The organism is Leptospiraceae bacterium (genome assembly GCA_016708435.1).
Classification (GTDB): domain Bacteria; phylum Spirochaetota; class Leptospiria; order Leptospirales; family Leptospiraceae; genus UBA2033.
Genome location: JADJFV010000004.1, coordinates 327,168 through 352,125, shown reverse-complemented (window position 1 = coordinate 352,125; position 24,958 = coordinate 327,168). Strand labels below are relative to the sequence as shown.

General features: G+C 35.9%; 19 protein-coding genes. 11 read left to right on the top strand and 8 right to left on the bottom strand.

Annotated features, from left to right (window positions below; all coding sequences use genetic code 11):
* Positions 1–369 precede the first annotated feature (369 nt).
* From IPH52_09860 to IPH52_09825, 8 genes are all read left to right on the top strand, one after another.
* Positions 370–8,160 carry a PD40 domain-containing protein gene (locus IPH52_09860; GenBank protein MBK7055343.1) on the top strand — a complete coding sequence of 2,597 codons (7,791 nt, stop codon included), beginning with the start codon at positions 370–372 and terminating at the stop codon, positions 8,158–8,160.
* A gap of 173 nt (positions 8,161–8,333) precedes the next feature.
* Positions 8,334–8,855: an NYN domain-containing protein gene (locus tag IPH52_09855; GenBank protein ID MBK7055342.1), complete on the top strand. Its 522-nt coding sequence runs from the start codon at positions 8,334–8,336 to the stop codon at positions 8,853–8,855.
* A gap of 122 nt (positions 8,856–8,977) precedes the next feature.
* Positions 8,978–9,838 (top strand): bifunctional oligoribonuclease/PAP phosphatase NrnA, encoded by an 861-nt coding sequence (locus IPH52_09850; protein ID MBK7055341.1) that lies wholly within the window; start codon positions 8,978–8,980, stop codon positions 9,836–9,838.
* A 9-nt stretch (positions 9,839–9,847) separates the two neighbouring features.
* Positions 9,848–11,335 carry an MBOAT family protein gene (locus tag IPH52_09845; GenBank protein MBK7055340.1) on the top strand — a complete coding sequence of 496 codons (1,488 nt, stop codon included), beginning with the start codon at positions 9,848–9,850 and terminating at the stop codon, positions 11,333–11,335.
* A 3-nt stretch (positions 11,336–11,338) separates the two neighbouring features.
* The gene (locus tag IPH52_09840) at positions 11,339–12,424 is read left to right on the top strand and encodes a DUF1574 domain-containing protein (GenBank protein MBK7055339.1); all 1,086 of its coding nucleotides are present in this window, start codon (positions 11,339–11,341) and stop codon (positions 12,422–12,424) included.
* Positions 12,425–12,506: 82 nt separating this feature from the next.
* Positions 12,507–13,520 carry a DUF1554 domain-containing protein gene (locus IPH52_09835; protein ID MBK7055338.1) on the top strand — a complete coding sequence of 338 codons (1,014 nt, stop codon included), beginning with the start codon at positions 12,507–12,509 and terminating at the stop codon, positions 13,518–13,520.
* A gap of 10 nt (positions 13,521–13,530) precedes the next feature.
* Positions 13,531–14,307, top strand: coding sequence for a ribonuclease H-like domain-containing protein (locus IPH52_09830; GenBank protein MBK7055337.1), 777 nt, complete (start codon positions 13,531–13,533; stop codon positions 14,305–14,307).
* Between the two features lie 10 nt (positions 14,308–14,317).
* A complete protein-coding gene (locus tag IPH52_09825; GenBank protein MBK7055336.1) occupies positions 14,318–15,310 on the top strand; it encodes a zinc-dependent alcohol dehydrogenase family protein in 993 nt (330 codons plus the stop codon).
* Positions 15,311–15,552: 242 nt separating this feature from the next.
* On the opposite strand, the gene IPH52_09820 is transcribed toward IPH52_09825, so the two are convergent.
* Together IPH52_09820 and IPH52_09815 are read right to left on the bottom strand one after the other, a co-directional pair.
* Positions 15,553–16,728 (bottom strand): hypothetical protein, encoded by a 1,176-nt coding sequence (locus IPH52_09820; protein ID MBK7055335.1) that lies wholly within the window; start codon positions 16,726–16,728, stop codon positions 15,553–15,555.
* A gap of 23 nt (positions 16,729–16,751) precedes the next feature.
* Entirely contained in the window at positions 16,752–17,219 is a 468-nt protein-coding gene (locus IPH52_09815; protein MBK7055334.1) for a hemerythrin domain-containing protein, read from the bottom strand.
* Positions 17,220–17,275: 56 nt separating this feature from the next.
* On the opposite strand from IPH52_09815, the gene IPH52_09810 reads away from it, so the two are divergent.
* Complete coding sequence (locus tag IPH52_09810) at positions 17,276–17,713, top strand: Rrf2 family transcriptional regulator (protein ID MBK7055333.1); 438 nt, start codon at positions 17,276–17,278, stop codon at positions 17,711–17,713.
* An 8-nt stretch (positions 17,714–17,721) separates the two neighbouring features.
* Here IPH52_09810 and IPH52_09805 read toward each other — a convergent pair whose 3' ends face one another.
* Genes IPH52_09805 through IPH52_09795 form a run of 3 tightly spaced genes read right to left on the bottom strand, consistent with a single transcriptional unit; the run spans position 17,722 to position 20,422 of the window.
* Complete coding sequence (locus IPH52_09805) at positions 17,722–18,666, bottom strand: STAS domain-containing protein (GenBank protein MBK7055332.1); 945 nt, start codon at positions 18,664–18,666, stop codon at positions 17,722–17,724.
* Complete coding sequence (locus IPH52_09800; GenBank protein ID MBK7055331.1) at positions 18,666–19,721, bottom strand: hypothetical protein; 1,056 nt, start codon at positions 19,719–19,721, stop codon at positions 18,666–18,668. The genes IPH52_09805 and IPH52_09800 overlap by 1 nt, the downstream gene beginning before the upstream one ends.
* 53 nt (positions 19,722–19,774) lie before the next feature.
* Complete coding sequence (locus tag IPH52_09795; protein ID MBK7055330.1) at positions 19,775–20,422, bottom strand: MBL fold metallo-hydrolase; 648 nt, start codon at positions 20,420–20,422, stop codon at positions 19,775–19,777.
* 131 nt (positions 20,423–20,553) lie between these two features.
* Here IPH52_09795 and IPH52_09790 point away from each other — a divergent pair, with 131 nt between their 5' ends.
* Entirely contained in the window at positions 20,554–21,765 is a 1,212-nt protein-coding gene (locus IPH52_09790) for a Cathepsin L (GenBank protein ID MBK7055329.1), read from the top strand.
* 13 nt (positions 21,766–21,778) lie between these two features.
* Positions 21,779–22,207, top strand: coding sequence for a protease inhibitor I42 family protein (locus IPH52_09785; protein ID MBK7055328.1), 429 nt, complete (start codon positions 21,779–21,781; stop codon positions 22,205–22,207).
* Between the two features lie 89 nt (positions 22,208–22,296).
* Here IPH52_09785 and IPH52_09780 read toward each other — a convergent pair whose 3' ends face one another.
* The 3 genes from IPH52_09780 to IPH52_09770 all read right to left on the bottom strand — a co-directional run bounded on the left by IPH52_09780 (position 22,297) and on the right by IPH52_09770 (position 24,753).
* Positions 22,297–22,758 (bottom strand): hypothetical protein, encoded by a 462-nt coding sequence (locus IPH52_09780; protein ID MBK7055327.1) that lies wholly within the window; start codon positions 22,756–22,758, stop codon positions 22,297–22,299.
* A complete protein-coding gene (locus tag IPH52_09775) occupies positions 22,759–23,745 on the bottom strand; it encodes a FecR domain-containing protein (GenBank protein ID MBK7055326.1) in 987 nt (328 codons plus the stop codon).
* A gap of 285 nt (positions 23,746–24,030) precedes the next feature.
* Positions 24,031–24,753, bottom strand: coding sequence for a 16S rRNA (uracil(1498)-N(3))-methyltransferase (locus IPH52_09770; GenBank protein MBK7055325.1), 723 nt, complete (start codon positions 24,751–24,753; stop codon positions 24,031–24,033).
* Positions 24,754–24,958: the final 205 nt, after the last annotated feature.

Sequence of the window (24,958 nt, the reverse complement as noted above, 5' to 3'; positions counted from 1 at the left end):
AATCTCTGAAAATAAATGGTGAGAGGTCTATTTTGCAAAAAAACGACAAAGCTAATTTATTTGTTCTAAGAAAAATAGATTTCTCAATCATTTTCACAGTGATTATATCCGTGTAGCCAAAGCTCGCGAAATGACAGTAAAACCTCTTCTTTCTTGTTTGTCAATGTTCTCTCTTGACCTATCGCACTTCCGAGGTGAAGCAGAATGAATTTCAGTATACAAATATCAGCAAAGCACATTTCACGCCTAACAATGAAAAGCCGTTTCCGCTAACGGTGCGAAGGGGAAACAATATTTACAATTCGAGTAACACCTGACGGCAAATACTTGTTCTTCGCAAGTGACTCTTCTGGAAACTTTGACTTATATTTGAGAGACCTACAAAGTTCTGCCGTATTGCCTGTAACAAGCCATCCAGCACCACAGTATAAACCGGCTATTAGCCCCGATGGGAAACGACTTGCCTTTGTTTCCGAGCGATATGATTCCGAGGGCGACATCATGGTCATCCAAGTTAATCCTGACGAGATGGTAAAATCCCTTCTGAGCGGAACGTATACAATCGAAAACTATAAACAAGATGTAATTACAAACCCCAATTTTGAAAATGCTTCTAAGATTGAACGAGTAATGGATAGTGATCCTGATTGGTCCCCAGATGGAAGATACATTGCATTTACCACAAAACGATTTGGTGGAAAGTTTCCGAACATAGGAATTATTGATACAAAAAATAAAAACACAATTACACAAATTACTCAGGGTGGAGGAGCTACTCCGCGTTTCTCTCCAGATGGACGTAAGATTTATTTCCTCTCGTTTAAAGATGACCCGTTAGGCGAAATATACTCTATTGATATAGCAAGCAAAGTAGAAAAAAGACTTACCTTTGATAAATTTATGGACTTTAGCCCTTCTGTCTCCTTTGATAATAAATATCTATACTACACTTCCATTCGTCGTGATACAAATTGCAATAAACGACTCGATGAATTGGATAATAGTTTTATTATTCGTTTGGACTTACAGACATCTGAATCAGTAGCGCTGACTGCCGGTAACTTATCCTTATTCGATACTAAGTATTCTAGCTTAAATGGAGGCTCAATTTTATTTAGTGCATCGCTTGAAAATGCTCTCAATATTTATTACATTCCAAAAGAAGGTGAAATTCCAAAACAAGAAAATATTACAAAGCAATATGATCTAGCTAGGCTTTACAAATCTCGCTCCATGGATTACTTTAAATTAGCGTTTAAATCCATGTATTTACATTTCGGAGATGATCCTCTTTATCCTCTCTATCGTTCTCGCGCAGACAAGCAATTAGCCGCTGACTATTTAGACGATGGCGAAGACAAAGAAGGCGAAGCTTTATTAGCCGAAATGACGAAGACAAAAGGAGATAGATTAAATGGATTATCTTATGCTCTTGCCATCCAGCAACAGGCAATGATAAAAAATAAAGACCCTGTTCCAGAGCTTACGACCTATTACGAGTCAATGAAAAATGAGAAAGACATTCACCCACAAATGCTTCCTTCTTTACTTATGGTAATCGCTGACTATTATACAGAAATAAAAGACACAAGCCTCGCCGAAAAAACGTTTCAAGAGATAAGGATTAACTATCCATCCTTTTACAGGATAATGGAAGTTAAGCGTAAAGAAGGAAAATATGAATATCAAATGGATGCGAGTAAAATTCCAGAAAGCTTTATTGAAATCATAAATAGTCCCAATTCTAGTAGAGAAGATAAAAAATTTGTAATGAATGATATCATCAAGCGTCTAGGTGGACAAGATGATCTAGATCGTAAAACAAGGTTAATAGACTCTTACCTCAAAGAACAAAAACTAGAAACAATTTGTCCAGAATTGGCAGGTCTTTTGAAATATACAAGGGCACTTATTCTAAATGAGCAGGATAAGTTTGAAGAAAGCAATAAGATAATTGATTCCTATTTACCTTCCATTAAAATTGGTTCTTTTGTATATTTGAAAAGCAAATTACTACAAGCAGACAACTACAAAGACAGTGGAGATGAAGAGAAGTCAAACCAAGAGCTATTGGCATTTGTCGAGAACTATGATTATTTTTCGGGGATCGAAATTACAGAGGAAGATTTGGAAAATTCTTTCTTCTATTTTGAAACAAGTGCAAGAGAATACGAAAGAAAAGGAAAGCTCAGAAAATCCGTTCAAAATTTTATTTATAATAATTTACTCCTATCACTCGCGAAAGAGCGTAAACTTCCGATAGGAAAGACTTATCGCGATTATTCGGTATTCTATCAAAAGATGATGATTGACAATTCATTTAAGCATTCGCAAAAATTAAAGGATAAAAGCTCAAACAACATTTTAAACAAATTTAACTTACTCGGCAAACGGCAGTTAGACGTTAGCGGTAGGCTCACCGAATCACTTGCGTATTTTTTTAGATGGAAATACTTTCGTATCTTCGGAGATTTTAGAGACTTACAATATTTATCTCCTCTTGAAGAGGAAGCATTTCAACCAGCAGAGGATTATTTCAAAAAAAGAATAAAGATTGCTAGAGAAAATTTAGATTATGCTACTATCTACGGATATGCATATTATATGGTATCACGCGCGGTGCAATCAGAGTCTTTTCATATAAACGAAGAAACTTTAACCCGTTCAAGAAAAGCCCTGGTATTGCAAGAATTAAAGCAAGCCGAATACGACTTGCAGTGGATAATCTACGCTAACCCCAATTATACAGATGCTTATTTACTTCTAGGCTGGCTTTATCAATATATAGATGTCCGTAAAAAGGGAGTCACCTTTCCAGAAGGAGAGCCAGATTCAGAAGTGTATGAAGCGTTATACGCTCGTTATTTTCCCTATAAATATTTAGAAGAAAACATTGAACTATATAGCCAAATACTTCAATTCATAGGACCAAATCACGATAACAAAAAAGCACTTTCCGATATTCATTTGAATATGGCTAACAACTATTTTCTCCTCTCCAATTATCCAAAGGCATACAGAGAATACGAAGAAGTCGAGAAATTATCAAAATATATTTTAGAAAAAAACCGCTTTGAAAATTATAAGCAGCGCGCCGTGTATTATTTTAATCTGGCGAGAATCAATGTTTACAACGGAAAGACAAGAGAGTCCATTCCCTATTTAAAAAATGCATTAGAGTTGTATTATAAGAACGAATACTTTCCATTACTCGCTAGAATTGGAACTAAAAATATTCCAGAATTAAATTCTTACTTAGAGGATGTTAAAAAGAAAATCGCTCTTCTAAATGCGCTTCTCGGTCTAGTTCAAATGGAATTGGAAATGTATAGAGATGCGATTACTTCTTTTTCAACGGCAGTATCTATGAATGGCAAGTCCGACTACATAAACGATATTAGCCTCTACAACTCACTCGCATTCTGCTATCAAGAATTAGGCGACTACAAAAAATCAGAAGCGAGTTTAAAATTAGCGGATAAAGAATACAATCGCAAGAAAAGAAAGCTTTCTGAAATATTTTCTTTTTCTCTGAGTGAAAAGTTTTGGAATTATGCACTACCTGATTCAGCACGTATACAGGGGGATGGAAGATTCCCTGGAGAAATTCCACTCGATTTTGAAAACTTAATTACCAAAGGAGTGAGAATTACCAATAGCGCTGATAAGAATGAATTCAATGAAGTATCGAATTTAATTGAAGAGAGAAGTCAATTTATTAAAGACAAGAAGTTAGACAGAACACTAATTGGTGAAAGAATTTTAAACAATAGACTCGGTGAATTGGGATTAAATGAATTCTCTCGCGGCAACTATCACGAAGCCGCTATCATCTATACAGAAGAATACGAAGAACTTAAGAAAAAAGGAAATTTAAAAGCTGCATTTCAATCTTATATTAAATCAGATATTTCTCTTTATTCCCACATCGAGCAAAATGCAGAAAAAAAAGATGTATTACTCACGGAATTACAAGCCAATATCAAGTTTTTAAACAAATTCAAAAATGACGAAATGGTTTCTTGTTTAAAGACTTACAAATTCGAAGACAACACAGTGGATATTAGAAAGGAAGATATTTGCAAAGAGAAGTTTTATACTGATTATTATAATTACGATCCATTTCTAGGGAATAATTACTTTTATGCGGCAGAAATATATTTAACTCAAAAAGAATACGAAAAAGCATTCACTTATTTTGGCGTAGCACTTTCCCTTTTTAAAAATCCTTCTGATGTGAAAGACGAAGAGATTGGTTTAGAAAAAGACTTCTTTAGCAATAAAGAAAGAACTAGACTAAAAATTCTAACAGCCATCTTTTACTTGCGATTAGGCGAAGTTGATAAGTTTGAGAAAACTTTGCGAGAAAGCTATTACCTAGCAAATGAATTTCAATTAGAAAGGGAGTTGATTACTTATTATATTCTGGAAGCAGAATATAATTATCGAATAGGAAATTTTAAGAAGTCATTAGAATTTAGTGAAAGAGCAGAGAATGCATTAAAGTCCAGTCCTGGACTTTGGTATGAAATTGATGAAATCACAATCAATTATATTTACTCTTTACGCTCAGCAAATTTGATTAAACTTAAGAATTACAACGAGTTGCCGGTCAATCGAGAGAAATTATATAGTGCAGTATTTTTTAGACAACTCATCATAAATGAATTACGTTTCCAAGACAAAGAAATATTTCAGACTGTTAATAATTTACAACTTCATGTTTGGGAAGACAAAGAATATATCTACAAAATTGAAACTGCTAACCTCAGTGGGAAAGATGCAAAGGATTTAGTGAATAATAAAGCAAAAAATTTTGAACATATTATAAAAGAATTAAATACTTTATCAAAACTACTTCCTAAAGGTATGGACGCTCTCAGTTGGCATACAGGGAATAATAAGTATTTACCGAAACTAAAAAAAGATGAATTACTTATTGAATACTATACGACTGGAATGGAAGGGACACAAATTATTTCACATGGTGGAAACACTGAGATCAATGATTTTAAACTCACTGATAAGAAAGATACAAAGACTCTTTCTAACGAATTGGAAGGAATCCTAGCTCATTATCCAGATGTAAGGAAACTTGTTATTATCCCATCTCCTCTCATGTATAACATAAACTTTCGAAAATTGGAATATAATACTAAGAGTTTAAATGATTCCTACGAAATTCGACATCTATTTAGGAGAAGTCAATTGGAACGAGAAGCGGATACTGAGTTTTCCCGCTTAAAGAGAATAACAAGTGTTAACCCGATAACAAAATCAAATAAAGAAACAGGTATCGATCTCAATCCAATCAATCTGGTATTGCCTAAAGTTGAACCTAAAAAAGACCCGAAAGAATTAAACCTTAGAATTATTCTTTCCAATGAATTAAAAAACTATCTTACTGATACAGATATTTTAGAAGGACCGACTGATTTTACAAATAGAAAGCAATACATCGGAGAGAAGAAGGCCGGTTTAATCAGTATGAAAGAAGTGGTAGAAGACCAATGGACGATTCCATTTTTAATTCTTACCAATTATTCAAAGAGTATGGACAATTATATTAAGACAGGATTTCTCTACGACATATTACAATTTGCCGGTGTTCAGTCGATTATACTTTTAGAGCCAACAGCAGAGAACGCAAAGATTAGGGACCATTTAATTTCAAATATCAAAAGCGCGAATAGACTGATTAAGGAAGAGAAACTACATCTCGTCGGTGAGTATATCAACGAGTATCCGGATAATCAGAAAATATTTGAAAGTGAATTCAAAAAATACACTGCACTTGCGATCAAAGAAGAGCGTAAGAGAAATTATCTTCAATCTATGAAATTTCTATTGCAGGCTAATTCTGTTTTGCCGGATAAGAATGTAGAATTCTTAATTCAATCAGAATTAAACTTAGCAAAATTAAAAACAAAGACATTCCCGAGTGTAAGCAATTACTTAAACCATTATGAAAATCTTCTTACTCGCTTTGCAATTAATTCAAAAGAGGAAGAGGCAATTACCTATGAACTTCTGCTAAGTTGTTATGAAGCTCCCATTGATGTAGACTGCGAAAAATACCAAACCCGATACAACACTTTACCGAATGCCACAGAGGACAAAAAGTTCGTAGTCAATTACTATAAAAATTTACGCGCAGGTAATTTGAGTATAGTCGATCCTGAATACAAAAAATTTATTTCGATCAACTCAGAAGAAGACCCGTATTTAAAAAATATGCGACTAGCGACACTTTTCTCAAGAGGTTTTATTTGGGACAAAGCACGATTACACGCTGAAACAGCAAAGAAACTAGCTGAATCAAAACAGGAAATCAAATATGCAGAAAATGCGATATCCGACATAGAGTATGAAATTTTCTTTATTCAGGGAATTGATCCGGCTACCGTTCAAGAAGATAAAATTTATTTCTTTGCAACAAATCGTATTTGGGATGCCTATCGCCAAAAAGCAAAAGAGCTTTCTCTTCAACAGTCTGATTCAACGCGAAAAAGTTATCAGTCAAGGCTTCTAGATGCCTATGACTCAATTGAAAACAAAGCGGACTTTGAACCAACCACTCTAGGTCCACTCTATTTGAAAGACGGTCGCCCCGCGCTTTATCTACTAAAAGAATCCGACAGAGATTTTTTATTTCACTTACTTTTAAAATCAATCGTGACGCAAACAGGGGAAGAGTTAAACAATCAATTTGATTTGCTGATTGAAACTGAGTTCCGGCTAAAGAACCGTAACCGCGCACTCTGGATGCAAATACAATGGGCAGGTGCTTTGTATCATCGAGGTGATTACGAAAGTGCAAAGAAATACTACAATGACTTTGATAAAAACTTCAAAGAATATTATCCCGAAAAAAGCTTAGTCAAGACTTTTTATACAGTGAAATATAAACTCTCTCGTGTATTTCCAGAAATAGAATTTGCGGCTAACGAGCGTGAGTTCGTGAAGGAAGAATTTAAAGAATGGTTCAAATACTATGAATTATGCGAAACACAGAAGCCCACAGAATATCTCGCAACCCTTAACCAATTAATTAACTCTAAGAAAAAAGAGAAATTGGATTTATTTAACGCAAGAGAGTTAGATGACTTTATTAGCTTCTTACAATTGGAATCTTTAGAAAAGAAAGACTACGCGGTGTTTGCCGATCTTGGTTTTGCTAGAGACAAGTATAAATCCATTAACGATAAAGTATTCGCCAGACAAATTCTATTTTCTGATTTGCCTGAATTCAAATCCATTTCTAGGCAGCTAGTAGCAAAACTTCCTAAAGAGCAAATATTCTCTGCTATCGTTGATTTAGGAATTAAATCTTACATTGTAAAGATGAAAGATGGACAAATAACAAATGATCTCGGCTTTGCGGATAACAGAGATATTAAGTATGCAATTTTAGATTATTATTATACAATCAAAGACGGTGGAGTTTCTATTGTGAAACAAGAATCCATCGAAGCTAGATACAAAGAGATTTTAAAATTTGCTAAAAATAAAATCGACTATATCTACTTGCCTTCCTATCATTTTAAAGCAGTCATTGAACCAGAAGAGCAGGATTACTTCTATTATGTGCTAAGTCCTGAATTACTCCTTGACCGTCCTGTATATGATACATCGCAGGATTTTGTTCCAGGCTTTAAAGTAGAAGCAAAGAATACTTCTAATTATGCGCCAAAGTGGTGGAAGATGATCCAGGACTTAGAAAAGTATGAACTACGAAATGTTTCTGGTGTAGGCAAAGGAAATAGGATTATCATTTCTCAAGAAGACTTGCGATTAGACAAAGGTCGCAAGTTAGAATATGCAAGCCTTGGGCTAAATGAAATTAAGCGCATGGAAAAACGAAAAGGCGTATGGGTAATGACTGGTAACCTCTTGTCTGAGTCTTCTGTTCAAAACGATGACTTCGTCAATTCCCTAAAATACATTGACCAATTGCACCAAGGTCCAGGCGTTGTATTCGCAGGACTTCATAATGCAACTGCAACAGCCTATTTCATGAAAAACTTCTTTAAGAATTTGAATTATCGGTATCCTTACGTAGAACGTTATTATGATGCATTCACTGAGACACAAGAAGAATTTCCGTATGATAAATACTGGAATGGATTTAGACCTTACACGAATGTGTTTTTGAAGTAGTGAAAATCAGAAACTAACGTTTGTAAAGACGATAAACAGCAATAAAATGTAAATCTTTTTTCTGTTGGTGCCTTAGTCTTTAATCGGTGGCATTTTTTTAATTTTTTTCTTAGCGCAAATTAACTTGAATTAGGGCTTGCCATTTTAGGAATGAATTTTAGAATAATAAATCTATGATTCTTCTGATTGACGGATTTAATTTGATATACAAGTTTCCAGAATTGGAAGCATTGATGTATGAAAGCAAATTAAATCTTGCCAGAGAAGGTTTGCTGAAAATATTGAATCAATACAAAGTAAAACGCGGTAACACGGTTATGCATGTATTCTTTGATGGCAAAAAAGATTTGGGAAGTGAAGTGCGTCACGATGAATATGGTGGAATCAAAATCTACTTTAGTCATGATGTCACCGCTGATTTTTTGATAAAAGAATATATAAAACGAGACCCTAACCCGTCAAACTTATATGTAGTTACTTCTGATAATGATATTTTATTTTATTGCAAACGCTTTAGCTGTAAGAGTCAAAAATCAGAAGACTTTGCAAAATGGGTAGATAGGTTTTTATTTGCTCCAGTGGATAAGGAAGATAAGCCGACAGATGTAAAACTCTCCGGTTCAGAATTAGAATACTGGCAAGAATTATTTAAAAAAGATAAAGAGAGAATTAGCTTGGCTAGCAAAAACAAATAGATAGAAGAGAAGACTTTGAAAAACTCTTAAACGTTTTTAAAACAGGAAATGATTTTATCCTAACAACGCATAAGAGTTGCGATCCTGACGGAATTGGCTCGGAGCTTGGTTTGTCTTATCTATTGTCTAAACTCGAAAAAAAACATTCCATACTCAATCCGGATAAGATGCCGGAGAAATATAGATTTATAGATCCACAATTTAAAGTTAGAAATATTGATCCTAACATTCTACAAAATTTCACATTCGACAAAACTGTCGTAGTAGTGGATAACTCAGATTTACCTCGAATAGGAGATGTGAATCAATTTCTAAAGCCAGACAAATCCAATTTAATTCTAGTAGATCATCACGATAATATCGACCCATTTCCTGGTCTTTTTTCTTTTCCGGAAATTGGCTCTACTTCTGAAATCATTTACGAGATCATAGAGCTTGCCGGAATTTCATTGGATTATAACACAGCAATCGCATTGTATCTGGGAATTGTTATGGATACAGGGCAATTCAAATACAGTAAAACTCGTCCGCGAACACATGAGATCGCAGCAAAGTTAGTCCAATACAATTTTCCAATTGAAGATTTGCTTCGTAAGATGTATGAAGATTTTCCAATTTCTGTTTTGCTATTAAAGAAAGACATTTATTCGAGTATCGAAATTCACCAGGCATATCATCTAGTAACAATCGAAATCACAAAGTCCATGCTAGGTAAATATAATTTTAACTCTAATCCACTCGAAGGAATTACGAGTGAACTCTTAGGTCCGAGCGAAATTTACGTCTCTGTCGCTTTTACAGAAGGCGAAGAAGATTTTGTAAAAATTAGTTTTCGTTCTAAGGGGGACTATGATGTTTGTAGTGTGGCAAAAGAATTTAACGGTGGCGGACACAAGAATGCAAGCGGGGCGATGATTCGCGGCGGGCTCAAGAAAGTAAAAGAAGATGTAATGAACCGATTGATTTCTCTTTTGAAGATTTAAAGAAAGCCTATGTTATTTAACACGATTCCTTTTTTCCTTTTTTTTACTGCTGTCTATTTTATTTACTGGAATATTGGTAAAAAACTAAAATATGATTTTCTCATCTTAGCTGGTGCAGCGTTTTATTTCTATTATTCGCCACTCTTCCTACTTCACTTCTTAATTGTAATCAGTATAAATTATTTTTTCTATTACCAAATCTACAACGGAAACAAAAGCCTATTCGTCAAACTTGCAGTTATATTCAATTTACTCAATCTTGGTTTTTTTAAATACTTTTACTTTTTTACAGGTGCGTTAAGCGATATAACAGGTAGCCTTTTCTTTAAAGATGCATCTGAAGGAAGATGGATTCACATCACTCTTCCACTCGCGATTAGTTTTTATTCCTTTCAAATGATTGCCTGCGCTGTTGATACTTACCGCAATACCGCAGACGAAGAACTTTTAAGTTTCAAAAAGTATTTACTCTTTGTATTATTCTTTCCTGTTTTGATTGCAGGTCCGATTATGCGAAAGAAAGATTTCTTTCCTAATCTTGAAAGGGAAGTTCCACAGAAAGATGATGTCTATAAAGCTTGCTTTCTTATGATGTCGGGGCTAATCAAGAAAATCCTCTTAGCAGATCCAGTGGCTACAATTATAAATCCAGTCTTTGCAAATCCAAATGAATACACTGCCTTTTCTCTTTTCATGGGCGGAATTTTATACACCATTCAAGTCTACGCAGATTTTTCGGGACTGACAGATATGGCTCGCTCTGTTGCCTATTTTCTAGGTTTTCAAATTCCTGAAAACTTCTATGCACCTTTTTTCTCTACGAGTGGAAGAGAGCTTTGGAAGAAATGGCATGTGACTCTTTCTTTTTGGTTAATGGAGTATATCTATTTTCCGCTCGGTGGAAGTAGAGCGGGTGAAATGAGAACTTACCTAAATCTAATCATTACCATGACACTGGGAGGATTTTGGCATGGTGCTGATTATACATTTGTGGTTTGGGGTTTCTATTGGGGATCAATCCTTTGCGTAGAAAGATATTTAGAGGAAAAGAAAGGTTTGCCGCTTACTCCTCAAAAAAGTTTTCCTCTAAAGCTTTTCAAAGCAATGATTATCTATGTATTATTCTCAATTAGTGGACTCATGTTTCGCTCCAACAATACTCAGTCCATGGTTGATTTATTTGCTGGTCTATTCACCAATTCAGAAAATTATTTAAGAGGTATACTGGCAGTAAACGGTAGCGAATGGATTGTTTCAGGAATGGACTTGGTGCAAAGCGAACCAGCTTTTTTACTCAATACGGTTAAGAGTTACGAGAGTGTGGCTTATATGTATTTGGCGTTCTTGTTCTTTCACTTTGTTCAATACAAGCCAGAGGCACTCGATCGATTCAAGAAATACAATCTCCAACTCGTTTTACTCTTAGGAGTGATTACGATATTCTTACTAACTACACTTTCTCATGATGGAGATAGTTTTATTTATACTACGTTCTAGATTATGTTAAAAAATAAATTTTTACTCATTCCTGTTTTGATTTTTTTAATTGCACTTGCAGTTGATAGAATCCTCATGCTTGAAAAAATACAAACGTATTTCACAAAGACAGTCTCCGAGATCAATTACTTTCACAAGCCCGTTTTATTCCAAGAGTTGAAGGAATATTTGCAAAAGCCAGATCGAAAAAAAGTATTCGTATACTTTGGAAATTCACGCGCCCTTCTCTTTGATAACAAATACATTGAAGAGCATTATCCCGATTGGATTTTATTTAATTTTTCTGTTCCAGGAGGAACGCCTGATTATTTTACTTTTTGGTTAGAGCAATTCAAAGCGGATAATGTCAAACCAGACTTTATTTTGGTTGATAATTCAGTAGAAGCATTTAACTTTACAGCCCGCATTAAGATTGATGAGGTGCTTGTCAATGGACTGGATTTCCCTTTCATTTTAAAATATCGTTCTAGATACACCTCAAAAGAAATCACAAACTTCATTGCCAAGCGTTTATTTAAGACATATCAATACAGACCGAAGCTAGATACAATCCTACAAAGATTAAGAAACAATTCGGAAATTGCTAAGCATTATCGTCAATGGCGAATTCAAATTGCAGGTAAACTAAAAGAAGAAAGAGGAAGTGCTTCTTCAGATATATCGGCTAACGCTACTTCTAGTAAAGAGTTAGTATTAAAATATTCCGAAGGAGATTTTCATTCCTATATAGATCCTTTCACATTCAATGAGAATATGCTCGCATTCCAAAAAGACAATTTTAGAATTCTAAAAGAATTAGGCGTTAGCCACTCTGCAATCTGGGTGCGAGTAGCTCGACCATATTTTCAATACATCCAAACTAGAAATGCTGTTTTACCAATAAAAGAACAACCAATTACGGCTTACTCCATTTGGTATACGAAGCTAAACGCAGCACACACAGAATTTGGAACACATCTTTTTAATATGAACGAAGACAAAGATTACACTTGCGATTTTTTTACAGATGCAAGTCATATGTCTACCAAGTGCTTTCCTGATTATACTGATTATATTTTTGAACGAGTCATTGGCGTTAATAAGAAATAATTAAAAGTTGCCCTAAATAAAGTTTCTTTGCTTTATGGAATGAAGATACATCTTTTTTCAATAGTAAGTGGAGGAGAGAAGAATGGAAATTATAATTTCTAGGAGGCTAACTATGAAAATCCTCATCGTTTTTTTATTGACCGAGCATGTATCGTTTTCCTTAATAAGTTGCACGGGAAAGGCAAAGCCTAAACTTTTAGGCTTTATTAGCATTGTGAACAACAATTCTTCGTCTGCAACAACTGTTACGGCTACTCCAACAACAACATCGACTACTCCGACTACTACCGTCACTCAAACAACTCCATCCATTACCTATCTAGGAAGTCCGTATTCCTTTACATCCACTGTTTCTATTACTACAATAACTCCAACGGTATCTGGCACAATTACTTCTTGCTCCTCTAGCCCACCTCTTCCGAGCGGATTAACACTATCAGCCGCTTGTGAAATATCAGGGACACCCAATACAGTTACAGCCGCTGCGAATTATACCATTAATCCTACTATGACAAGCGGAACTGCGACAGTCACTATAAGTATTTCTGTATTAGTTAGAAAGTATAAGATATTTATAACAAGTGCAGCTTATACTGGAGATTTGAAGACATTGGGTTCTGCTGCCAATGGACCGTTAGGTGCGGATAATCTTTGTAATGCGGATTCGAACAAGCCTAGTTCTGGAACCTATAAAGCGATGATAAACGATGGAGCAAATCGGGATGCATGTAATACGAATTCAGATTGCACAAATCCTGCAGAGAATGTGAATTGGATTATGATGGCAAATACTGATTATGTGCGAGCAGTTGACAGTGCAACTTTATTCACAACCAATTCTGCTGGAATTTTTACAAATTGGAATATGCCAAATTCATTCGATGCAGGTGCAGCAATACAATACTGGACTGGGTTCAGTAATGGAACTATCTGGGGACATTCTACAACAGACTGCAATCTTTGGACAAGCAGTTCAAATGCAAACACGGGTCGAATTGGTCAAAGCAATTCACTCAGTTATAATGACGCAATCAGAGATGCGAGCACTAGTCCAACTTGTGATTTACCTCAACATCTACTCTGCGTGGAACAATAATGTTATCCGCATGATAAATACGACGTTTCTTCATTTTACAGGAATAGGTAGAAAGAATGTAGAAAGACTTCATTCTATTGGGCTAAAAGACTGGGATAGTGTATCGGATAATCCTAATTTGCTTCCCTTCTCCGATAAAATGAAAACTAAATTACTAGTCGAGCTTTCTATTTCTAGAGAGAATTATGAAAACAAGAATCTGAAATACTTTGCAGAGAAATTACACCCGACAGAGAAATGGACTCTTCTTGCAGAATACTTCGAAGAAGCAAGTTACTTTGACATTGAGACTAATGGAGAACCATACGGAGACAATATCACATTAATCGTATGTTATCACAAAGGTAGAATTTATAAATTTCTAAATGGAGATAATCTGGAAGCATTTCTTGAATTGCTAGATGATATAAAACTCCTAGTCTCTTTTAACGGAACCTCTTTCGATGTTCCTATGATTCAAAACTATTTTCATATCCCTAAAATTCCCTGTGCTCATATCGACTTACGCTGGTTAGCCTATCATGTAGGTTATAAAGGCGGACTAAAAGAAATTGAAAAATCAATTGGAATTCGAAGACCTCCCGATTTAGTTGGGATCAATGGAATGGATGCAATTCTTCTCTGGATGGAATGGAAGAATTATCATAATCAAAAAGCTTTAGATTTACTAATTCATTATTGTTGTGCAGATGTTTTATCATTACAACTACTTGCAGGAAAAATTTTAGAGAAACATAAAATGTCTGTAAAATATCCTAGCCCGGAAGAAATCTGGTCAATGAAGTGAGGAACTCCGTATGAAAGCAGTCGTATTTCGTGCCTATGGCAAGCCTGAAGAAGTTTTAAAATTAGAAGAAATTCCTACTCCCATTTGCGGGGACGAAGAAGTCTTAGTAAAAATCAAAGCTCGCTCTGTAAACCCGTCCGATCTTTACACCATCATGGGTCTCTACGGGGTTAAACCAAAGTTACCCGCTATACCTGGGAATGAAGCTGCTGGCGTCATTGAAGAAGTAGGCAAAAATGTAAAAGGATTCTCTATCGGAGATCGTGTCACTCTCACGATAGGCGCAGCAGGAAGCCTTGGAACATGGAAGGAGTATACGACTGTTACCCCCGATCAGATCATGAAAACCCCCGATGCGTTGTCCGATGAAGAAGCAACCAGTGTATGGGCGAACTTTCTCACCTCCTGGATACTCGCAGTAGATGAACTAAAAATCAAACCTGGCGAACAATTACTAGTAACCGCTGCCTCTTCTCACCTGGGCAGAGCGATGATTCAAATATCTAAGATTCTTGGATTTAAAGTGGTAGGAACTGTTCGTAAAGAAGAACAAAAACAAGAACTCCTAGACATGGGAGCAGAAGACATCATCGTTACTGATACAGAAAACTTCATAAAGCGAGCCCGCAAAATTACAAATGTAAAAGGATTTCCCTATGCCATTGATGCAGTCGGCGGAAAAGTAGGAAATGAGGCTATGCAGTCTTTGGCGCCAAAGGGAACGATTATAGTATATGGATTGATGAGTAATGAACCAATTATCGTTCCGGGGTCTATCATATTCACTGAGATTATAATTCGTGGATTCTGGCTTATGAAATGGATGCAGAATACACCAATAGAACAAAAAGAAAAATCGGCACGTGAATTAATTAAACTATTTGAAGAGCGCAAGCTGGTTTCGCAAATTGATAGTAAGTTTGATTTAGCGGATATTCAGGGTTATCTATCAAGATCAAATACACCGGGAAGAAGTGGAAAGGTAATCATTACTTCCAATTGATCGGAAGTAATGTTAAATCACCATTAGCCACTACCACTTTGCAGGCATTGTCTTGAGTTTCGGAGGTTGAAACTCGGATGATTTACAAAAAGGACAAATAGATATACTTTTACCTTTTTCGACTTTCGATTCGCGTAAGTTTGCCTTCATTACTTTTTTACACCGGCAGCATTGTAATAAATTATCTACGATCATATTCAATCCCTCTCTTTTTTTAATTGGAGGGTATCAGTATTCAGTATCTAACTTGGTTGTAAAGAAATTAATTCCTTTAGTGAGCCTGTAATTCTTTTTAATTCATCCACGAGAGCAGATAATTCCATTGAACTCATCATTATATTTTCTGACTCCTGTGAAACATGCTGGGTTTTCATAGTAATCTGATGAACTGCCTCTGTTTGCTCTAAGGAAGCATTTTTAATTTCTGCTGCTTCTCTTTTTACTAATTCAAGACTTTCCGCAATGTTTGTAGCAGTAAGAGTCTTTGTGATGACAGTTTGCGCATAACGACTCAAAAATTCTTCCAATTTCTCTGTCCACGCAAGCATATCTCGAATAGTATCAGACGTTAGTTGCAAAGTTTCCATACCAATTTGAACTTCGTGAGCTGTATTTTTCACGAATGTCTCAATTTCTTTTACACTGATTACTGTTCTTTCAGATAATTTTGATATTTCTCTGGCTACTACTGCGAAGCCTCTTCCTTTCTCACCTGCCCTTGCTGCTTCAATAGAAGCATTCAACGCAAGTAGATTGGTTTGATCCGAAATTTCATTTATATTAACTGCAATTCCTTTTATCTTATTCGAAGAGTCTGCAATGTTCTTCATAGCAGCGTTAGCCGAAACAACTATCTCACTTCCTCTTTGAATTCGACCTGTAAACATTTTAGAATCAGATGATAGATTAGAGATATCTTGACTTAGTGCTTCCATAAAGAGAATAAAGCTATTTAGGTTTACATAAACATCTGATAAACTTCCTACCTGTTTTTCTACATAAGAGTTTATACTGTCAAAGGAAGCTCTTAGCTCTTCTGTATTAGCCGCAACATTCTCTGTAGACATGGATTGTGCTTCAGCGACTTTTCCAAAATTCACAGTGAATTCATTCATTGAATCAAGAGTAGAGGCTTGCTGGACAAGATTAAATTCTATTTGGTGAAATGCATCTACATATTTTTCAAAGATATGAACTAATCCTGAGTAGGCGCTAAATCCTTGCTCGTCACTTAGATTCTTTTCAATAAAGGATGATGTGATTTGAGTTTCCGATTCTTTATCTATAGTTCCACGTTTTAATGCTTGTGAAAAATTAAAAAGCTTAAGGGTAAATTTCTTATAACTGTAAAAATACCAAAGAGCAAATAGAACACTAGCTAGAATAAAACCTATAAAAAATCCTAATATAAAACCCATTCTAGCCTAGTAAGAATATATGCTCAGAGAGCATCTGCGAGAGGATAAAGAACATTATTCTCTTTGTCAATTCTGCCCTTTAATGCAGAAATAATTCCCTTTGATTCCTGAATAAACTTTTCTGGGTCAGCAGCAATATTCTTAGCAAGTGACCAGGAATGAATATATTTCTCTACAACTTGTTTAATGCCTCCAATTTCAGTCATGTAATCTTTGGCAATCTGAGAAGTCTTTGCATTTCCAGAAGCAATTAGTTTCGGATAAAGCGCCTTATCCTCCATCGTTAAATGCATATTCAATTTGCTTGCAAATTGAGAAAGCACGGAGACGATATCACCTGCCTCTTTAATAACAACATCCTTTGAAAGTTTTCCTGAAAGTTTTACAGCTAAATCCAACAACTCAATATGTTGTTTTCTATAAGAATCAGTCATTGCCATATTTTTATGTCCTCCATAAAAAATTTTGAGATAAGTATATTCAGAATACATGAATTGTAAAGAAAAAAATATTGGAATAGAAAGAAGCTACAGCAATATAGTAAATTATGCAATTAACTCGTTACACGGACTATTCGCTCAGAGTCTTGATCTATCTTTCTGTGAATTCTGAACGCAAAATTACAATTAAAGAAATATCTTCCAGTTTTAAAATATCCAAAAACCATTTAGTAAAAGTTGTTCATAAACTGTCCACATTAGGTTATCTAGAAACAATTCCTGGTGCAAAAGGAGGAATTAGTCTAGCAAAGCCTCCTAGTAAAATAAATCTTTCCGATGTTATACAAAAGATGGAACCAAGTTTTTATATGGCGGAATGCTTTAATCCCAGCGGCAAATGCGTAATTAGCCCCATATGTGAACTACAATCAGTTCTTGCAACTGCTTTAAATGCATTTATTAAGGCTATTAGCCATTATACTCTTGCTGACATTACCAAGAAACCTAACGCATACAAAAAGCTTTTAAATGAAAATGGAGGATAGAATTGAAGTTAAAGTCTTTCGATAGTCGAAATGGAGCCAGATTGACGAAGTAAAAATTTATATTCGCAGCGTGGACATTGTTGCTTTCCCTGTTTGCGAATGCGAATCTTTGAACCGCAGTTTCCACAATTCACAACTAGCACAGTAAAATTTGTATCAGTAGCTTGTGATAAGGTGCTTACATCATATCTTTCCGTATGATCTGTTTCAAAGTCAGTGATGCTATCCATGATAGTTGTCTTGGCAGGATTTGTTTCTGTGCGAGTAATAAAAGGAAGTTTAATTTTGAGTTCCGAATACTTAGGAGTGATCGATTCTAGGATTGGCTCAGCCTGCACTGGCTCAATAGAAGATGTAGGAACAGGTTCATCCTCTACTACAGGATAATCCTCTGTGATAGTAAGGCGATTTGAAATAATTTTCTTAGCAATTTCTGGCTCTAAAAGAGAAGCTATTCTTGCTTCTGAAACCTGAACTTGAATTGGTTCCTGCTCTTTTGTATCCATTGCAGGAGACTTATCTAGATTAGGCGCTTCTTTTTCATCAATAGCATCGGAGTGAACAGAATAGATGATTTCTTCTTCCGAGAATTCATCTTGACCGGGATTGAGCAATTTTAGCGCGTTAACAGAAGTATCCGCAATGGGAAATTCCTTCTTGAGTCCAAAAAAATCTAATACAAGAGAAATTTCTTTGTTAAAAGCAAAGTAAGCCAGAATTGATTTCTTTTCTGCAAGTTTATGCTGGAGGCGTATCATAATAGAAATTCCAGCTGATGAAATATAGTCTAAATTAGAACAATCTACTATAAATTTGCGAAACCCTTTAATGAGTTCTGCGTTGATGAAATCATAATAATCAATTGCTTTTTCGGAATCCAACGCTCCTTTTAGATTTACGAATACAACTTGTGTTTCGCTTAAATGATTTTGGTTAATTGATACATCTAGCATTAGTCAAGGTATATTGCATCAAGAGCTTCCGTTGGATTCGCAGGCTTATTGTTATTAGCCGGTTGCTTTCCATTCCCATTACTTCCGTTTATCTGCGTATTTTCTAACTTGGGCATCTTAGCAGTCGTTTCATTTTCTGGATGAACGGGCGGTTGTTTAACAGATGTTATGCTCTCTACATTTAAAAGAGTGCTATCTAGCTTTAGAGGGATCGGAGTTAAATAACGTTTAATCGTTTCTTCTTGTTTTTCGAAAATGGTTTCAATCTTAGCGAGAGTCTTCGGAAGTTCAGGCTCAGGGATATTCGCCGTATTGCGCCCACCTTGTTTGTAGCTTCCAAATAAAAACATTGTATAAGCAGACCATAAAGCAATACTAACTAGGATAGAAATTCCAATGTAGTTGAAAAGCATCCAGAAAAAGATTTCCTTTTGACTTTCCATAAAGAATAAAACATTGCCTCTGTTGTAAATGAGATGAATCGACCCAACCGTTTCCAATTTTTCCATATGATAGATAGGAGCGGATAACAGAACTGTCTGGTATTTTAGTTCTGGGAATAACCGCATAACAAGGCGACCATAAAAACTTTCTTCGCCTTTGTATTCTTGACCAAATGTTTGCGGAGTTGGGAGTTGTCCCTTTCTCATTCGAAGGGCACGCATATAGTAAGGCTTATTGTATTTGGCTGATGGAGTGCGAGAAGTAATCTCTCCAGTCGCTTCCGATGGATTGCTATGAGCGAGAACAACGCCCTCTGGTGAAATTAAAAAAACTTCTTTGATAGTAAACTTATCCAAATCTTTCTCGGATTGTTTAATCATACGAACGAAGAAGTCATTCATTTCTGAATAGCCTTCTGAATTCATTTTAGTCTCTGCTACACGAGCAACCGTAGCGAGAATATCGCGGGCTTTGTTGTCCGAAGTGTATTTGAGAAGATTAAGAGAAGAGTAAACAGACTCATAAAATGACCAAGATACTGCGGAAACAGCAAGACTGCCGCAAAAAAATATAAGTAGCAAGAGGTATGCAATTAGCCGAATAATCATCATAAACTTTCTCCTACAATTGTCGGAATTTGTAACATCAAAAATAACCTATTCCCTCAATTTAGATAAGGGTTATACATTTTTTCCCTATATATGACACTTGACTCACCATGACCTGGTATGACAAGCGTTTCATCTTCCAATGTCAATAATCTAGTCTGAATTGACTTAATTATTGTCTCATAATCTCCACCCCATAGATCTGTGCGCCCAATGCTTCCAGAAAAAAGAGTATCTCCCGAAAAAACAATATGCTTGTCAGAGCCGCGTAAAACAAAACAGACCGAACCAGGACTATGACCGGGGGTGTGTAGAACTTCCATATTGGTCGCATTTCCAACAGAAAGAATTTGGTTGTCCTCTAAAAAATAATCTAGGTCTCTTATGTCGCCTTTAAAATCTACGCCAAACATTTCGCATTGCATAGGAATATTCTGGTAAAGCTTTAAATCATCTTTATGAAGTCCGATCTTACAACCTTCATATGCATCTGCAACCGTCTTAGTTCCCAAGCAATGATCAAAATGCGCGTGTGTGTGAATGATCTGAGTAACTTTCAAGTCTTTTGATTTTAAATATTTAAAAATCTGGTCCTCGCTTCCACCCGGGTCAATCACAATCGCTTCCTTTGTCTTATCACAAGACACAATCGAACAATTACAGCCCAAAGGATAAACAGGAAATGTTTCTATTTGAAAACTCATACATCATGGAAATTTTTAATTTCATAAATGTAAACTAATAAAAAAAGAACTGATTATCCTTCGCCCAGAAGAGTTCGGGAATTTTCTACTTGACTGTTTTAAAAAAAAGGTAACAATCTCTCTCCATGAAAATGAATAAAATTCCCCCTAGAAAAATCCTATTATTAGTTTCCCTTTGTTCCTTTTTGTTTTCTACTCTGTATGTGCATTCGCAAGAATCAGCCAAAGATATTTTACAAAAACAGAAAGATAAGAATAATAAAGAACTTTCTGATCTCAAAGAAAAACTAAACAAACTCCAAGAAGATATAAAAGCAAATAATTATAGTTTCAAGGTAGCCATTACAGAAGCTATGAAATATGAAATCTCACAGATTGCATCTACCAAAGCTCCACGCTCGATTGATTACGCAAAAGTAAACAAAGAAGCACAGAAGCGCTTAAAGATGGAAGGCAAAAGAAAAAAACAAAAGAAGAAAGTAAAATTCACAACTGATGATTTTGAGGAAATGGAAGAAATCATTTTTGATGAGAATGATCCACTTCCAGATGAATACGCAGACATGGAAGATTATAGCCAAGATGATCCCTACCAACAAACCGAAGACCAAGGCTATATTGAACCACCTCCTCCACCAAAGAAAAACGAAGCTAAGTGTAAAGTAGAATTAGCCGCTTGGGACTGGAGAGCAGAAGGGAAGGTAACGCCCGTTAGACAACAAGGCTCCTGCGGAAGCTGTTGGGCATTTACCACTACGGCAGCCTTCGAGTCTAGCTATTTAATTCAAAATAATAAGACCATTGACATGTCCGAGCAGCAACTAGTGAATTGCTCCCGTGCAGGTAGTTGTGCAGATGGTGGCTGGCCTGGTAATGCATTTGAATTCATGCTTATGAAATCAGCAACTGCTACAGGCTCTAAAAGTGGAGTAGATGAAAGTGCAGAGCCTTATAAAGGAAAGGATATGCAGTGTAAGCCTTACAAAACGACTAACTACCAAACAGTAGCCTGGGGATATGTGGCTAATGGCAATAGAACCCCAACTGTCAAAGAAGTAAAACAAGCCCTCTGCAAATACGGACCGTTAGCCAGTGCAGTCTATGTTACACCTCATTTTCAAGCTTATGCAGGTGGAGTGTTTAATGAGAAAGTAAAGACTTCTAGCTCAAATGATGTGAACCACGCAATCACAATCGTAGGTTGGGATGATAAACTCAATGCCTATCTAATTAAAAATTCATGGAGTGATAGATGGGGCATCAAAGGTTATATGTGGATTGATTATAAATCAGCCAATATTGGTTACGGAACTATGTGGGTAGTTGCCCGCAGTGAAAAATAATAAGGCAAACACAATGAACAAAATCTTAAAAGTAGTCTTAATCCTTTCTTTGATTGTAGCGACTAACTCTGCTTTTGCGACATCCAAGAAAAGGATTGTAAAAAAAGTAAATCATATCACTACAATCGAAGAAGACACAGATGCAATCACTATAAAAGTAAAAAAAGGGAAGCTAGAAGGAATCAAGCTTCCCGTAAAAATGGCTACCGGTTATAGCTGGAAGTTACGCAAGCTAGCGGATAATCTAAAACAGCCGTTCAAACCAAGAGTCATTCAACCAAAGAAGACAGATGATAAAGAAGTCAGTATCCAGGAATACCAAATCTTCTATATCCGCGCTCTAGAAAAAGGAGAAGGCAAAGTCGAATTTGAATACAAGCAACCATTCGACAAAGACACTCCACCAGAGAAGCAAGTTATTGTTACGATTGAGGTAGAATAAGCAGTCGGCACTTCGATACAAAATTTTTCTATCGAAGTGCCCTCAACACCTGAAAGTTCTAATTCAACGAATAAATCCAATTACCCGTATCACTGAATCCCGAACCAACCACCGGTATCACCGCCTGCCCAGCAATTCTTAACACAATTGGGAATATGCTTATTACATAGATCTTTGAATTTTTGTTCGGCGCTGATGTCTTTGTTTTCAAATTGATCGGGTTTGCAAACTCGCTCGTCGTATTTACCTTTTACTCGAATTTGTCCCATGACGAAGATTCCATCTCCAACAGAATAAATTCCCTTTTCTGAATCGCGGGAATAACAGGCGATATAACAACCGGGAGTTTTTTGGAATAGATTTCGTGTTGTGAGGGTTTTTTCTGTTAGCCCCTGCACGGGATGATTGACTACTCCGTGATTTCCTGCGTATACTTTAAAATCTTCGGGAAGGAGAAAACGATTTCCTACTTCTTCCTGGGATAATAACGATAAGCCGATCAACAATCCTCCGAGAAGGATTGTTGTTAGAATGTTTTTATTTAGTTTCATTTATTTTGGACCAAACTGACTCTTGTCGATTTTATTTTTGTTCTTCATCTCTTCGAGTTCGCTATTGCCTTTGCCTTTTACTTCATCGGTTTGTGCTTTTGTTTTATCTTTGATCTCGCTCTTTTGTTCGTTTGTCTTGCCTGTTGTTTCATTGATGAGATCTTTGTTTTTTTGTTTTTGTTCATCTAGGAGTTGTTGATTTTTGTCTTTTAAATCATTGAGTTCAGTGGAATTCTTTTGCATTTGCTCTTCGAGAGTATCACGATTGATTTGTTTTTGATCGTCTACTCCGCGGATAATCTCTTCCATTCTCTTCTTGGCATCTTCCGTGATAGAAGAAATCGTTTGGGAATCTTCCTTTAGTTCAGCTAATTCTTCTGGTGACAAATCTTGACTCTTAATGGAGTCCTTTTCAACTACACCTTTTTTTCCTTTTTCGATCACTGATTCTTTTCCAGAAGGATTTCCACTTTCATCGAGCGTATCTACAGCGACGGAGCCATCGGATACAAGGGTTTGATCTTTGCCTTCGGAATCTTCTACTATAAATTCAGTTCCACGAATTCCAGCTGTAAATGTAGGTGTCGATATTTTAAAAGAACTGTCGGCTCCTAATTTTTTATCTGTCTTAGCAAATACTTTTCCTGCTTCTAGTGCAAGCTTTGCATTGATTGTGTTGCCATTATCCCCTACTATAATGTCCTGTAATTTTAGTTTTGAATTTTGTTTAATTCGAATGACCACTCCATCGGCTAATTGAATATCAACGATTCCGTCTTTACCTGTCACAATAATATCATCTTTAAAGAAGAACATATCCTTCTGGATTTTTTTTTCTTTTCCATCTTTAGATAATAACTTAACGTCCCCTTTGCTAAAGGTAACAATTCCAGCCTGCAAGCTTTTGTTTTCTTTCTTTTTGTCTTTGCAATCTGACAAAAAAACAAAACTAAATAGTATGCACAAAATCAATAGTATGCGTTTCATAATTTTCTCCAATTAAAAGTTCAGGGTTAACACCCTACTCAGAAATTATTTTAAAGCACTATTTAGTCAATGATAACTTGACTTGCGAAAAGTTCTTTTTGCCACAGAGACACTGAGTCACAGAGGGATTTGGGATTGCGCTAGTTCTATTTATGCGCGTCAATTCAAAGAGTGCTTTTATTCAGGTTTTGCGTAAAAAGAACTTGAAATAGAAAAATAAGCATTATTTTATTACCCCAACTCTCTTTAAATTCCTCCGTGTCTCTGTGCCTCCGTGGCAAATTCTTATCCCAGTGTTTGGAAACTCAATAGACTTGTCATGAATATATGGGCGGTTTCGATTCGTAAGATATTTGTGCCGAGAGAATAGGATTTTGCTTTTGCATTTTCGAGCATTTCTAATTCTTCTTTTCTAAATCCGCCTTCCGGACCGATGACTGGAATTAAATTCCAATTCGCATTCTCGGATAATGGCTGTAAGGCATCAGGATTTAGAAGTAGAACATTCTCATGCTCTTTTAAGAAATTTTCCAATGAATTGTAAAGCTTGATACTTGGAATGGAATGACGTTTGGATTGAGAGCAGGCTTCGAGGATAATCTTATTACACCGCTCAGTATTCAAATCGCGCCTTTCAGATTGAAAGAAATTAATAAAATAAAAATCAGTAATTCCAATCTCAGTGCTTTTTTGTAATAGAAAATCTAGCCGTTGTGCTTTTGGAATTGCAGAGGCAACTCCTATTTTGCGCTCGGACAAAACAGTCGTTCGCTTTTCAAGTAATTTGCCAGATTTGCTCTTAGCCCCTACTTGGAAAATATAAGAATTTCCAAGTCCATCTCTTACTTCAATTTCTTTCTCTATATCATTCATACGTAGACTACGAAGATGCTCAATCTCTTCTTTTGTAAGAGTGATTTCATTTTTATATGTTTCATTGGGTCTAAAAAAAAGCATTTCTAAGTTGTCTTTTCCTTTTAGGATACTCGGCTCATGCTGTTCGTCCATCTAAGCCTGTCAAATGCTTTTCGGTTTAAGTCTACTCATTGAAATATTAAATATAGGTTAACGATACACCTTGTTGCAGTTCTCCTTGCAGTTCATGTTGCAGTTTAATCTTACTCACCAATTGTCAAAACCCCTACATGGACTGCTACTTGAACTGCAAGGGGAACTGCTAGATGGGGTATAGTTTACAAACAGTTAAAACAAT

What these genes read in the sequence shown, in the direction of transcription:
- IPH52_09855 (MBK7055342.1), top strand. Translation starts at nt 8,334, where the DNA reads ATGATTCTTCTGATTGACGGATTTAATTTGATATACAAGTTTCCAGAA.
- IPH52_09845 (MBK7055340.1), top strand. Translation starts at nt 9,848, where the DNA reads ATGTTATTTAACACGATTCCTTTTTTCCTTTTTTTTACTGCTGTCTAT.
- IPH52_09840 (MBK7055339.1), top strand. Translation starts at nt 11,339, where the DNA reads ATGTTAAAAAATAAATTTTTACTCATTCCTGTTTTGATTTTTTTAATT.
- IPH52_09835 (MBK7055338.1), top strand. Translation starts at nt 12,507, where the DNA reads ATGGAAATTATAATTTCTAGGAGGCTAACTATGAAAATCCTCATCGTT.
- IPH52_09830 (MBK7055337.1), top strand. Translation starts at nt 13,531, where the DNA reads ATGATAAATACGACGTTTCTTCATTTTACAGGAATAGGTAGAAAGAAT.
- IPH52_09825 (MBK7055336.1), top strand. Translation starts at nt 14,318, where the DNA reads ATGAAAGCAGTCGTATTTCGTGCCTATGGCAAGCCTGAAGAAGTTTTA.
- IPH52_09820 (MBK7055335.1), bottom strand. Translation starts at nt 16,728, where the DNA reads ATGGGTTTTATATTAGGATTTTTTATAGGTTTTATTCTAGCTAGTGTT.
- IPH52_09815 (MBK7055334.1), bottom strand. Translation starts at nt 17,219, where the DNA reads ATGTATTCTGAATATACTTATCTCAAAATTTTTTATGGAGGACATAAA.
- IPH52_09810 (MBK7055333.1), top strand. Translation starts at nt 17,276, where the DNA reads ATGCAATTAACTCGTTACACGGACTATTCGCTCAGAGTCTTGATCTAT.
- IPH52_09805 (MBK7055332.1), bottom strand. Translation starts at nt 18,666, where the DNA reads ATGCTAGATGTATCAATTAACCAAAATCATTTAAGCGAAACACAAGTT.
- IPH52_09800 (MBK7055331.1), bottom strand. Translation starts at nt 19,721, where the DNA reads ATGATGATTATTCGGCTAATTGCATACCTCTTGCTACTTATATTTTTT.
- IPH52_09795 (MBK7055330.1), bottom strand. Translation starts at nt 20,422, where the DNA reads ATGAGTTTTCAAATAGAAACATTTCCTGTTTATCCTTTGGGCTGTAAT.
- IPH52_09790 (MBK7055329.1), top strand. Translation starts at nt 20,554, where the DNA reads ATGAATAAAATTCCCCCTAGAAAAATCCTATTATTAGTTTCCCTTTGT.
- IPH52_09785 (MBK7055328.1), top strand. Translation starts at nt 21,779, where the DNA reads ATGAACAAAATCTTAAAAGTAGTCTTAATCCTTTCTTTGATTGTAGCG.
- IPH52_09780 (MBK7055327.1), bottom strand. Translation starts at nt 22,758, where the DNA reads ATGAAACTAAATAAAAACATTCTAACAACAATCCTTCTCGGAGGATTG.
- IPH52_09775 (MBK7055326.1), bottom strand. Translation starts at nt 23,745, where the DNA reads ATGAAACGCATACTATTGATTTTGTGCATACTATTTAGTTTTGTTTTT.
- IPH52_09770 (MBK7055325.1), bottom strand. Translation starts at nt 24,753, where the DNA reads ATGGACGAACAGCATGAGCCGAGTATCCTAAAAGGAAAAGACAACTTA.